16 protein-coding genes are annotated in these 12,271 nt (G+C 36.0%); 4 read left to right on the top strand and 12 right to left on the bottom strand.

The genetic code is table 11. The annotated features are described in order from the left end of the window. Positions 1–54 precede the first annotated feature (54 nt). Both B3P23_RS09995 and B3P23_RS09990 read right to left on the bottom strand, forming a co-directional pair. On the bottom strand, positions 55–1,065 hold the full coding sequence (locus tag B3P23_RS09995; protein WP_094772085.1) for a PDDEXK nuclease domain-containing protein: 1,011 nt from the start codon (positions 1,063–1,065) through the stop codon (positions 55–57). Positions 1,066–1,139: 74 nt separating this feature from the next. Further along, positions 1,140–2,057, bottom strand: coding sequence for a heavy metal-binding domain-containing protein (locus B3P23_RS09990; protein WP_293925617.1), 918 nt, complete (start codon positions 2,055–2,057; stop codon positions 1,140–1,142). A 156-nt stretch (positions 2,058–2,213) separates the two neighbouring features. On the opposite strand from B3P23_RS09990, the gene B3P23_RS09985 reads away from it, so the two are divergent. Then, entirely contained in the window at positions 2,214–2,363 is a 150-nt protein-coding gene (locus tag B3P23_RS09985; protein ID WP_293925616.1) for a hypothetical protein, read from the top strand. Between the two features lie 74 nt (positions 2,364–2,437). Then, complete coding sequence (locus B3P23_RS09980) at positions 2,438–2,848, top strand: DUF6169 family protein (protein ID WP_293925910.1); 411 nt, start codon at positions 2,438–2,440, stop codon at positions 2,846–2,848. Positions 2,849–3,121: 273 nt separating this feature from the next. On the opposite strand, the gene B3P23_RS09975 is transcribed toward B3P23_RS09980, so the two are convergent. The 3 genes from B3P23_RS09975 to B3P23_RS09965 all read right to left on the bottom strand — a co-directional run bounded on the left by B3P23_RS09975 (position 3,122) and on the right by B3P23_RS09965 (position 5,136). Beyond that, positions 3,122–3,361, bottom strand: coding sequence for a heavy metal-binding domain-containing protein (locus tag B3P23_RS09975; RefSeq protein ID WP_293925614.1), 240 nt, complete (start codon positions 3,359–3,361; stop codon positions 3,122–3,124). A 146-nt stretch (positions 3,362–3,507) separates the two neighbouring features. Then, on the bottom strand, positions 3,508–4,470 hold the full coding sequence (locus tag B3P23_RS09970; protein ID WP_293925613.1) for a hypothetical protein: 963 nt from the start codon (positions 4,468–4,470) through the stop codon (positions 3,508–3,510). A gap of 216 nt (positions 4,471–4,686) precedes the next feature. After that, on the bottom strand, positions 4,687–5,136 hold the full coding sequence (locus B3P23_RS09965) for a nuclear transport factor 2 family protein (protein WP_293925612.1): 450 nt from the start codon (positions 5,134–5,136) through the stop codon (positions 4,687–4,689). A gap of 464 nt (positions 5,137–5,600) precedes the next feature. On the opposite strand from B3P23_RS09965, the gene B3P23_RS09960 reads away from it, so the two are divergent. Continuing rightward, complete coding sequence (locus B3P23_RS09960; protein ID WP_293925611.1) at positions 5,601–6,731, top strand: TlpA family protein disulfide reductase; 1,131 nt, start codon at positions 5,601–5,603, stop codon at positions 6,729–6,731. 196 nt (positions 6,732–6,927) lie between these two features. Here B3P23_RS09960 and B3P23_RS09955 read toward each other — a convergent pair whose 3' ends face one another. Both B3P23_RS09955 and B3P23_RS09950 read right to left on the bottom strand, forming a co-directional pair. Next, a complete protein-coding gene (locus B3P23_RS09955; protein ID WP_293925609.1) occupies positions 6,928–7,845 on the bottom strand; it encodes an Rpn family recombination-promoting nuclease/putative transposase in 918 nt (305 codons plus the stop codon). Between the two features lie 207 nt (positions 7,846–8,052). Then, the gene (locus tag B3P23_RS09950; RefSeq protein ID WP_293925607.1) at positions 8,053–8,502 is read right to left on the bottom strand and encodes a nuclear transport factor 2 family protein; all 450 of its coding nucleotides are present in this window, start codon (positions 8,500–8,502) and stop codon (positions 8,053–8,055) included. A 185-nt stretch (positions 8,503–8,687) separates the two neighbouring features. Between B3P23_RS09950 and B3P23_RS09945 the strand changes: the two genes are divergently transcribed. Next, entirely contained in the window at positions 8,688–9,248 is a 561-nt protein-coding gene (locus B3P23_RS09945) for a suppressor of fused domain protein (RefSeq protein ID WP_293925606.1), read from the top strand. 42 nt (positions 9,249–9,290) lie between these two features. On the opposite strand, the gene B3P23_RS09940 is transcribed toward B3P23_RS09945, so the two are convergent. The 5 genes from B3P23_RS09940 to B3P23_RS09920 all read right to left on the bottom strand — a co-directional run. Continuing rightward, a complete protein-coding gene (locus B3P23_RS09940; RefSeq protein WP_293925605.1) occupies positions 9,291–10,064 on the bottom strand; it encodes a hypothetical protein in 774 nt (257 codons plus the stop codon). Positions 10,065–10,284: 220 nt separating this feature from the next. Then, the gene (locus tag B3P23_RS09935; RefSeq protein WP_248753528.1) at positions 10,285–10,824 is read right to left on the bottom strand and encodes a GNAT family N-acetyltransferase; all 540 of its coding nucleotides are present in this window, start codon (positions 10,822–10,824) and stop codon (positions 10,285–10,287) included. Between the two features lie 312 nt (positions 10,825–11,136). Beyond that, a complete protein-coding gene (locus tag B3P23_RS09930) occupies positions 11,137–11,301 on the bottom strand; it encodes a hypothetical protein (RefSeq protein ID WP_293925584.1) in 165 nt (54 codons plus the stop codon). A gap of 36 nt (positions 11,302–11,337) precedes the next feature. Beyond that, positions 11,338–11,511: a heavy metal-binding domain-containing protein gene (locus B3P23_RS09925; protein ID WP_293925582.1), complete on the bottom strand. Its 174-nt coding sequence runs from the start codon at positions 11,509–11,511 to the stop codon at positions 11,338–11,340. A gap of 146 nt (positions 11,512–11,657) precedes the next feature. Next, on the bottom strand, positions 11,658–12,271 hold a 614-nt coding region (locus tag B3P23_RS09920), incomplete at its 5' end, for an Rpn family recombination-promoting nuclease/putative transposase (protein ID WP_293925580.1).

The following is a 12,271-nucleotide window of genomic DNA, read 5'->3' as shown; positions in this document are numbered from 1 at the left end:
TTGATCAGTTCTGTATTTACAGCTTTTAAAAAAAGCCTTAGTAATTACTTATTTTTAAAAATTCTCTTTCTCCTCAAAACTATCCAATTCTTTTTTTACTTCTTCCAAAAGTTGTTTTTCCGTTGGTAGGTAAAGTTTGTATTGGCTGGCGATGATTTGCCTCTGCTCTTCGGGTAGTGTAAATTTTACAACTGTATCGTTTTTATGAGCGCAAAGCAGGATACCAATGGTTGGGTTTTCGTGCGATAATTTTTCTATTCGGTCGTAATAATTAACATACATCTGCAACTGACCTATATCTTGATGGGTTAGTTTGTGCGTTTTGATTTCGATTATGACAAAACACTGCAATAAACGGTTATAAAAAACTAGATCTACAAAAAACTCATCGCCATCCAAATGAATTCGTTTTTGCCTGGAAACGAATGAAAATCCATTTCCTAATTCTAACAAAAACTCTTGTAAATGGGTAATAATTGCATTTTCTAAATCTTTTTCATAGTAAGAGGCTTCACGTTTCAAACCTAGAAATTCTAAAAACATGGGGTCTTTAATAATTTCTTTGGCATCCGATGGGAGTTTTTCATTTTTTGCAACAGCTAATACGCTATCTTTATCATTACTCAATAAGAGGCGTTCGTATAGATTGCTGTAAACTTGGCGTTCCAACTGTCTTGAAGTCCAATTATTTTTTATGGTTTCAGCGATATAAAACTCTCTTTTCTCCTCACTGTCAACACCTAAAAGCAATTTATACTGTGTCCAGCTTAACTGTGCACGCAGTGCGTGCACAATTGGAAATGTCCGATAAAGCTGACGATACAAGTTGATTTGTCTTATTGAAAAACCAGATCCAAATTCAGGCTGTAATTTTTCCGAAAGATATTTGATAAGGTAAGTACCATAATCAGCACGTTCTTTCCCATCTTGCTCTTCTTCAAAAATACGTTTACCTATATGCCAATACATCAACGTCCGTTGATGATCTACGGCACGAATCGCTTTATCTTTTGATTGTGCAATTATGGTTTTGATGTCGGTTATAATCGTTTGGTTTACGAGCATAGTATTGAAACTTCTAAGCGTTTATCAAATATACAAATTAAAGGAATACCTGCCACCATCAGTACCAGATCACTTCATTGTAATTCCATATCCAGCTCATTCTCTGATGTTGAAAAAGTAATAGAATCCTTTGACTCTTTAACGGTAAATACTTCTTGAAATAACTGTAACAAGCCCTCTCCTCTCCATGTCTGTAGATAGGCAATATATTGAGCGGAATACCAGTCTTCTTTTAAGGTAAGTACCTTTAATGCTGCCTTTTTTGCTAATAAAGATCCTGCTAACAGTTTCTCCACTTGATCGTAATCGATCAGATTGGAACTGCTGATAGCTTTGCAAATAATCTTAAACTGCGCACTGGTTAAATCATCGGATAGCAACTGTCCATAGAGTATGGCTATAGCTTGATCTTTGTCCAGGAAATCAAAATAACGGAAGAGCGTGGCTTGACGGTCTATAAATACCTGATCCTCCCCTGTTTCATTCATTGCTTTGAATAGCAGGGGGACAAATTCGGTCAATCGGGATGTGGCTATAAACTCGGCTGTAGCATTGGTCATCGCATAGATACCGGTATAACGTTCTATGATCAAGCTTGCTTTGACTTTGTTCTTAATAACAGATCCATCGATATCTCCACCTACTGCTTCTGCGTGTATATGTTTGATTTCATTGAGCAATACAGGAGTACCAATAGCGGTGATCATGAACATTTGCGTGCCTTTGCCAGAGAGCTCATCAATATGGACGCTGAAGCCTATAACGGCATCTGCCCGATAGCTACGTGCATTTTGCTTTAAAGACTCCACTACGCTCTTATATAGCTCCTGTAGTTTGTTTTCATAATTGCGGGAGCGCCCACCGAAAAAGTCTACGAAGCTCGCTCCGATTTCACTCAAAGCATTCGCTCCAATAACAGCTGTTGCTGATATGGGATCAAAATAACGCAGGACTTGTGTCCCTTCGATGGTATGGGTACTGGTAACGATCATAGTCTATGATGAATACTGTTTTAAAATCCCGAAAATAAAGGATTGGTTTGAGTAACGGATACGGGAAGCCGTAAGGATGGTAATAAACAAAGAATTTTTACAGCATAATGCTGTAATATAGATAATTAATGTTTTTTTTATTATCTTTGTGATAGTATGAAAAAACAAGAAATTAAAAAGCAAGTGATTATAACTTCAGTATCTCAAATGATTGCTGATAAGGAAGCTGTGCGTTCATACATAAAAGGTAAAACAACACTTCAAGAACTGGATAAGAAAGGTATCAAGTTTGCAAAACCATTATAATTACGTTTTCGATAATATTACAAATACGTATAACTTTGTAACAAGAAATTCTATTTTATACAGGGTTGCGTTTTGTGGTGGATGAAACTTTTTCAGCAATATCTGGAGAGACCATTCCCAACATGTTCCAATTAGTTGTGGAAAAAGCAACTGAAACTGTTGAATCTTACGATGCTAAAGTTTCTAAGACAATAGAAGACATTGCCGGAAAATTTTTCCAAACGGTTGAAAATTCGTTAATATATATCTGTTCTGATGATGACAAAAAATCCAAATTGCGTCATGACATCTTTGATAGATGGTACAAAAATTCTCCATATCATCATGCTATAATAAAACTTGACAATATAATTAGTTTCAATTTAGGGGACCAAGAAACCCAAAAACTTTATACATCGATGATGTTTCATAGAGATAATAGCAATTCTAAAAAGATAATCCATATTTATACTCAGATATCAAGTGCATTGCTTGATGAAAAATAATTTTGCATCGAAGACTCATAGGATTTCCTAATCTATCAATAACCTACCAATCAATATAATAAAAAAAATATTCATTATTCATAATTGGATTTACACAACATTTTAATGTCCCTCCGGCACCATAATATTTGCATTGTTAAAACACCAATCTATTCCTCAGGTACTGCATCTAAATTGCTATTACATCGGCCCGATTGTAATAACCATAAATAATCAGCATGCCTTTGCCCAAGCGTTAATCAATATTGACGCTGAAGTCTATAATGGCATCTATTAAAAGCTATCCGCATGCTTTAAAGACTCCACTACCCTCTTATATAGCTCCTGTAATTTGTTTTCATAATTGCGGGAGCGCCCACCGAAGAATCCCGAAGGGATCTGCGCAGCAAACAAGACAAAGCTCGCTCCGATCTCACTCAGAGCATTGGCTCCAATAACAGCTGTTGCTGATATGGGATCAAAATAACGCAGGACTTCTCTCCCCTCGACGGTATGGGTACTGGTAACGATCATAGTGTATGATGAATACTGTTTTAAAAGCCCGAAAATAAAGGATTGGTTTGAGTAACGGATACGGTAAACCGTAAGGTTGGTAATAAACAAGTAAAGCCATTCTTGACAGAATGGCTTTATATGTTTATCTATATGATTTATTTGATTTATTTTAGTTTTTCGATCTCGTCGATGGTAAGGCCTGTACCTTTTGCAATATCGGCAATAGGTAAGCCCATTTTCTTGAACTCTAAAGCAATGGCAATAGATTCTTCTCGCTTGCCTTTTTCAATTCCTTTTTCGATTCCAGACTGAATTCCTTTTTCGATTCCAGCTTGGATTCCTTTTTCTCTTTCTTGTCGTTTGATTGTTTCTATTACACCCATTTCGATTGTGCCTCCTGTCACTTGATAAATGTATTGATCAAAGTTACTATTTATTTCTTTATCTCGTATAAAAAGAAAACTCTTTAAAAAAACTAAAAAGCTCATTATACGATCTTTACTATACTTATTGGTCTCGATAAGCCTTCTTGCGATTGTACTACGCTGCTCTGCGAGCTCCTGCTCCGGAACCTTATCTTCATCTAAAGCTTTCTGGCATGCCAAGACAATATAAGCAAATATATTGTCCATATCTAGTAGCTCTGATTCGTCATGATCAAAAATTTGATAGCTCAGGTACTGAAAGCGTAACGACGTGCGAAAAACAGCAAAATGATATTCATCAGTACATGGCTGCGAACGTCCTCCAGTAAAAACAGCAATGGTCTCCACAGGAACACGGTAACGATCTAATAGCCTGTAAAAATACTGAAAGATACGATGTGAGAAATCGGAATCATGTCCGCCTTCAATTTCCGTATTCACTAAAATCCACTTCTCGCTTCCGTCTTTTAAATAAACCTTGACCAGAAGGTCTGCCACACGCTTCCCTTTTTTACGCTCACGATAGGGAATGATCTCCAACAATTCTTTATCCATGAAAGTCAATCCACGCCCGAGATCAAAGGTAGCATCGGCATCTGGATACATAAACCGCAAAAAATCAGGAAAATTATCCTCAAAAATGGCTTTCAAAAGCTCATCATTCTTCTTGGCTGGCTTTAAACGTCTTGAATCTACACTCATAACTGTCTATCAATTGGTTAACAGAAATAAAGATACAAATAAAAACTAAATATATTAGCATTTGTTTCTTTATTTTCTTAACCTTAGAAGTACGCGTGTATCGATAACGGGATCTTAAACAATTGGCGTTCCTTTTCCCGAGACAGCATCAATGCAGAAAAAACAAAAGCCACATCTTACGACATAGCTTCTACTTATTATATGGATTAAACTTGATTACTGATAAGAATTGATTGATTGGGATACTTTCCAGTTACCGCCGTCATTGACTAAAGTCACTCGATCGGTTTTGGTAAAACCTTCAAACTGCATCGTTACTTTGGCGATCATATAGTCTGTTGATTCTTGTAAAATTACTGTATTGGTTTTACAGTTTAACTGCTCTCCTTTTTGCTTTTTCAAAAAGCTGATAACTTCTGAACAGCTGTTTGTCTTCCCCTCAGAGGCTTGTACTTTTTGACTAAAATCTACTGTAAACAACTGCTCTACTCCTGCCGATTGACCTGCTGTCATAACGGCTACGTAATGGTCAATGGCGAGATCTGCTGTAGATAAATTGACCACTGCTTTTTTAGGGTTTGCTACTTCTGGATTGCCCGCGGCCATAGTGAATGTAGATACTGCGATCAAGGCTGCTGCTGCGAATGTTTTTGCTATAGTGTTCATAATGTCTTTATGTTATAGTTTGTTAGTTCTTAATTGCATCAGCCCCTCATCCACCAACTCAAACCCTGATGCTTTGCTAAAGCAATTGTTGATTCAAAAGTAGGGTGTAAATCGCCCCTACCCAATGGCAATTAGACTAAACCAACTAAAAACTCGGTGAATGGTGGAAATGGCTAGGTGAAGTTGTGACGGTCCTAAACAAACTACCTTGCTATTCAATTTTTGTAGATTATGTTAGCAATACATGACAAATACTCAGTATGAGCCGGCTCAATATGTCTGAATGTTTATTTTCAGAATTAATGATTTTATAATATTTAACAATAAATAAACTTTTCAACGTAAATGATAGCTTAAAAATGAAATATATCAATCAAAATTATTAACTTCAAATAGAATTAAACATAAAATTACTGACAATCACCCTTAATGGTCAATTTACCCAAATTTAAAACCACAAATAAATGATAAAAGCTCTTCGAATTTCTCTCCTCTTAACATTTACCTTTTCCGGTATTTCAAATTTGTCTGCGCAGTCAAAGGATCAGTTTGTATTAAAAGCGGTCATCGATACCGTACCTAATGCAACCTACTTTATAAGCTATGCAAATGGTAATAAAATGATGCAGGATACAGTAACACTGGACAAGAATAGTAGTTTTGTATATCAGGCTACAATTCCTGAACCAACAATCTTTTCTTTAAGTGTGCCCAATATTTATAACGATAGAATCATAGGAGATTTTAATGTCTATTCTTTTTGGGCAGAGCCAGACAAAACGATATTATTAAAAGGTAACAGGGGGTGGTTAAGTAAAGGTATTTACGGATTAGTAGCAAGATCGGACCGCTATGAAGTCAAAAATTCGGTCTTAGATAGTCTTGATAAAATTTATAAAAAGAAATGGTCCGAGGCGCTAGATTCTCGTAAGAAACAAAAGGGATCTGAATTAAACAAAGATGAATCACTAGCGGTTTATGATAGCATCACAAATACTTTTATTATAAATGAACCTAAAAACTATTATGGTTTATATTTAATCAATAAAAAACTAAAAACTAAAAATTTTGATATCCAAGAAGTGAAAAAATGGATAAACAGTTACCCTGAACCACTTACTTCGACCTATTTAGGGAAAGAAATCTATTCTAAAATCTCAGTTAACGAAATGAGTCAGATCGGTCAGGTACTACCAGATTTTGAGCAGCCGGATACCGCATCGAACTTCATAAAATTGTCTAGTTTTCGTGGCAAGTACGTCTTCGTCGACTTCTGGGCATCTTGGTGTGGGCCATGTCGAGCAGAAAATCCCTATTTGATTAAAGCGTATGAGACATTAAAGTCAAAAGGTTTCGAAATTGTGGGAGTTTCGCTTGATAAGGAGAAAAAATCATGGTTAAAAGCAATTCAGGATGATGGTTTAACCTGGACTCAACTTTCTGATCTAAAAGGATTTAATAATGAAGTTGCTAAGAGATTTTTAATTACTGCTATTCCTGAAAACTACTTACTAGATCCAAATGGTGTCATTGTTGCAAAAGGACTGAAAGGTGAGCAATTGATGGCAACCTTAGAAAAACTTTTAACGAAGTAAATAACAATAACTCAACAATCTCGTCTTGGACAGTTCTAGTAACGATCATGGTGTATGATGAATACTGTTTTAAAAGACTGAAAATAAAGGATTGGTTTGATTAGTGGATACGGTAAACCGTAAGGAAGGTATAAAACAAGTAAAGCCATTCTTGACAGAATGGCTTTACTTGTTTATTTTATATGATGTATTTGATTTATTTCAGTTTTTCAATCTCGTCGATGGTAAGACCCGTAGCCTCAGCAATTTGCTCTACTGATAACGCCATCTTTTTCAGTTTCAAAGCCGTCTCAATAGCTTTTTTGTGTTCGCCTTCGGCTTTAGCAATTACAACTGCTCTCTTGGCTTCTTGCAATTGCTTTCCTAGTCCTTCCAATTGATTTTCTAGACCTTCTTGGTACATGCGCACTGCTTCGGCATCCCATTTACGTTTTAAACTAATATCATACATAGTTCGTTCCTCCTTTGTCAATTTTGCATAGCTGGCCAACTGAAAGAATCGTTGAAATACCGCCGATTTCATGATCCGTGGCAAGGTCTTTAACGTAGACATATTCTTGAGCATAAAGAATACTTTGTCCAGTTCGTCTTCAACCTCTGCTTCGCTTTTAACAAAGTTAATAATTTCTAAATAGATAAACCCCAAACCCTCGTAAAAAATTTTCCCTGAATCTCTATTACACAGGCAGGTATCATGAAAATATGTACTCCGGTCACCTCCTGGCATATGAAAACCATCCATCAGGACAATGGTGTAAACCTCTGGAATGGCATACCCCCAGGACTTGCGATTGCCTTTGGGAGCTGTATCTGAAATAACCTTACTGGCATAGTATAGCATGCGCTGTTTAAGATTGGTCTGTATACTGGTCTGCATCTCGATAATGATCTCTTCGCCTGTACTGAGCTGGACAACCAGATCAAAGATAACCTTACCGATCTCCTCGGTTGCTCCGATACGCTCGGTATCTCGATACGTCAGATCTGTGATGATCTTGCGACCGCGAAAGATGATGTTTAGAAAATTGATCAGATTAACCTTATCTCCGAATAACCGTTTGAATCCCTCATCGGTGGTCGGATCAATAAAAACGGGTTGAACGTGATTTTTCATAATTTTAGGATTTGCTTAAATAATCGATATTGATAAGCAAACATCAGAAAACTAAAATTATTAGCCGGTTATTAAACGTTTGTTGTCGTTTGTTGTCGGCTAGCAGGTAACAAAAGTATCAACTTGTCAACCTAGTCTTGCTGTCCGGGCACAAAAAAAGCCACATCTTACGACATGGCTTATACTTAATATATGGATTAAACTTGATTACTGATAAGAATTGATCGATTGGGATACTTTCCAGTTGCCGCCATCATTGACCAATGTCACCAGATCAGTTTTGGTAAAACCTTCAAACTGCATCGTTATTTTGGCGATCATATAGTCTGTTGATTCCTGTAAAATTACTGTATTGGTTTTACAGTTTAACTGCTCTCCTTTTTGCTTTTTCAAGAAGGAAATAACTTCTGAACGGCTGTTGGTCTGATCGTTTGATGCCTGTACTTTTTGGCTGAAGTCGGATGTAAACAGTTGCTTTACTCCTGCCGATTGACCTTCCGTCATAACGGCTACGTAATGGTCAATGGCCAGATCTGCTGTGGAAAGGTTGACAGTTGCTTTTGTAGAGTTGTCTCCTGCTGGTTTTGCTGCTACCATATTAAATGTAGATACTGCGATCAATGCTGCTGCTGCGAATGTTTTTGCTATAGTGTTCATAATGTCTTTATATTATAGTTTGTTAGTTCTTGTTTGTTGATTCAAAAGTAGGGTGTAAATCGCTCCTACCCAATGGCAATTAGACTAAACCAACTAAAAACTCGGTGAATGGTGGAAATTGGTAGGTGAAGTTGTGAAGATCGATTCAAAATGCTAAATTAAGCACATAAATTGTTGTATAAAATATGATCAATGTTTATATAGATAAGTTGAAGAGGCATTATGAACAATACTTTGGTATTTCAGGAATTGTGCACAAAATTGGTAAGGGACCAATAAATAAACTCGATCCTGAATTTTTCATATTAGAGTTTCCTCCCAATCAGATTCATAATATGTACACCTATTGTACAGTAGGAATGTCATTAAACAGGTGGAATGAAAACTTAATTGAGTTATTCATTTATGCCGCTGAAAAGAATTCATTACTTGTAGACCTTCTCTGCTACTGTGCAAGCTACCATCGAAACGATGCGCCATTGAACTTACATCACACAGTTAATTTAGGACAACCTTGGTTGGGGGAATCGTTATGCGACCATGGCTTTATATCTTTTCCTTATCTGGAAAAACCTGAATTTGAGCAAATAGATATAGATCATAAAACCATCAAATGCTTTTGGTATATTCCTATAACAAAAGCTGAACGGGATTTTAAAATTAAATTTGGATATGATGCTCTAGAGACAATTTTTGAAGAAAAAGAATTAAATTATCTAAGTCCTAAAAGAGCCAGTTTAATTTAAAAATTAACATTTTTTGATTCAAGATTATTGTTCAGAATGTTATTACTGTTCTTTCTTTTTGATCACTTCTCCACTTGATGATATTATATTGGTGAATGAATAATCATATACGCGGTGCAGTATTCCCATTTTCTTTAATATTTCTTCAGCATCAGTTCTTATGTTTATCCAGCTCGGATGTTCTTCCAAATATTCCCAATACCATATCTCACTTGGCATTTGATCGACCTTAGTTTTGAACCTCAGTAGTTCTTGCTTGTATATCATTGGTATTAGGTTTTTCCTAAATACCGTTTCGAAGCACACCGGTGTATATGCATATTCCAATTCCTGATAAAGCTCTGTCATTGGATCGAAAATGGGAGATGCCATAAGCTCTAGTTCTCTAGATTTATAAGTGAACAGAATAAGCGAATTGACGATATTGGTATAGTAGAACCTGACGTGCTTGTCATAATATTCCAATTCAGACTTAGTAAATCCTAATTCATCAACCTCGTCTATTTCATAAATTTCAGATGCTATCAGGTCAATTTGTTTTCGGCAATAATTTGCGTCTTCATCTAGCCCTATTTCTCTAGCTAGCTGATATAGTTCACACCACACTTCTTTAGTATAATGTGGCGGTCCCGTAACACCCAATTCTATCAGACTTTCAACCGCAAGCCCCCATTCATCCAAATGATTGTACTCTACACTTTGCTGAAAGTATTGCTTATCAGCAAATGATTCATAAAGGGAATTAAGCAGCTTTCTTAATCTCTTCTTTATTGAAGGTTTGCTATTGCATCGTTTCCAAAAATCGAATGTACCCATTTTAAAAAGAGGCTTTATTACTCCCAATCAAATATGTTTATTAATGATGAATATTTCAACATTTAATTTATTTTAAAATTACTGAATGAATTCGTAAATAAATAAGATTGAGAAATTATTGATTGTTTACTAGTGGAATTGAAATTAGAAGACAAGTAACAAATATTGAAGGAATCGCGGGTATACTTTTTTTTAAACTGCTAAAATATTTATTAGAGATTTAACTTTTATTCACCCAACTTGTTCTTGTCAATTCAAACCAATCTGTGGGGTCGCCTTCATAGTCAAAAGTTTCTTGCAAGTCAAAGCCTAATTTAGTTAAAACCTTTTTTGAATTTACGTTTTTAGGATCGGTTATTGCATAAATTTTGTCAACCTTCATGCTTTTGAATCCATAGTCCAGTATTGCGGCAGATGCTTCGGTAGCAAAACCTTTGCCCCAATGTTTTCTTTTAAATCTATAACCAAGCTCGTAGAAATTAACGTGATTATTCAAATTTTCTCTGAAATATTTCAGTCCTGCCCAACCAATGCATTCGTTAGTTTCTTTGTCAACAACGGCCCAACGAGCAATTCCATTTTCCGCATATTGCTTTTTTAGCATTTCAATCACTTTCGAAATTTCGTCAATAGATTTAACAGGACTGTTTTCAATATATAAATGAACTTCTGGGTCAGAATCCATTTCAAACAAATCACTTTGGTCTGTAAATTCTAGCTCTCTTAAAATTAGTCGTTCCGTTTCTATAAATATATCCATATATGAATTGGTAAAATTGCGTTATCAACACCTAAATTTACAAAAAAAGCCAATGTGATTAACACGGAACTTTCTTGACGACTTAATCGTTTTCAGAGTTGCGGAAATAGGAATTGTCTACTCACTTAAATTCGCATTCATATATATTGCTTCCCGTGGTTTACATTCGCACATTAATTCACTTAAGATAAAGTACATGGACATACACCTTTATTTCTTTGATTAATTAATTTCTCAATGTCGGGGTCAATGTTGTCCACATGCAAAGCTTCTACAATTTGAAGAAAACTCTTCCATGACGATGGCGGCACATTAATCAACCAATCTGTTCTTCAGCAATTCCAGCTCCCCTACTATCATATCTGGCCAGCGAGCAAATCCTGCTCTAACAATCTCTTCCCCATCTACTACCGTAAATAACCGGGAGATACTAAAGGCAGACTCGCGTATACTCACTCCTTTTTGCTGGAAAACCATTAATTGGAAGACATTATCTATACCATAAGTTTGTAGCTAATGTTGGAATCGGCGTGTTGTATAACTAAAAATACGCCCACCGAAGAGGTCTACGAAGCTTGCTCCTTTTTCACTCAAAGCATTGGCTCCAATAACAGCTGTTGCTGAAATGGGACCAAAATAACGCTGGACTTCTCTCCCCTCGATGGTATGGATACTGGTAACGATCATAGTCTACGATGAATACTGTTTTTAAAGCCCGAAAATAATTGATCGGTTTGCGTAACAGATACGGGAAACAGTAAGGATGGTGTTAAACCAACAAAGCCATTCTTCACAGAATGGCTTTGTTTGTTTTTTTATATGATCTATTTGATTTATTTCAGCTTTTCGATTTCGTCAATGGTCAGGCCTGTAGCTTTGGCAATCTGATCAATAGACAAACCCATCTCTTTAAGATTCAAAGCTGTCTCAATGGCTTTTTTGTGCTCGCCTTGGGCAATGCCTTCTTTTAACCCTTCTTTTAAACCTCGATCATGTCCAATACGTTGAGCAGTAGAATAGTTATTCTCTGCATCACGCTTATGTTTTAAACTTGCTTCGTATGCCATTTTATCCTCCGGTGTTAATTTTGCTACTTCGCCTATGTCAAAGATAAGACCAAATACCCGCTTATCCAAAAAATCCGGTATTTTATCAAGTTTACTCATGTTTTTCAATAGATATAGCCATATATCCATATCTGTCTTGATATCAGCCTCATCCTTAATAAAATTTGGTAATACTAACAGCTTATAACCAAGCTTTTCATAAAAAATACGATTACTCTGCTTATCGCAAAGGGCAACATCGTAAAAATACTTTCCGGGTTCTGTTTCTCCTAATTCAAACTCTAAAATACCGATAAAATATACTTCGGGAAGTTCATATGTATTTCCCTTATAGCCCTTGGGAATAAGTTTATTGATAAGCCTGGATGTATAAAAAACGG

Source organism: Sphingobacterium sp. UBA6320, from assembly GCF_002440335.1.
Taxonomy (GTDB): Bacteria; Bacteroidota; Bacteroidia; order Sphingobacteriales; family Sphingobacteriaceae; genus Sphingobacterium.
The sequence above is the reverse complement of the archived record's forward strand: the minus strand, read 5'-3'. Positions and strand labels throughout refer to the sequence as shown.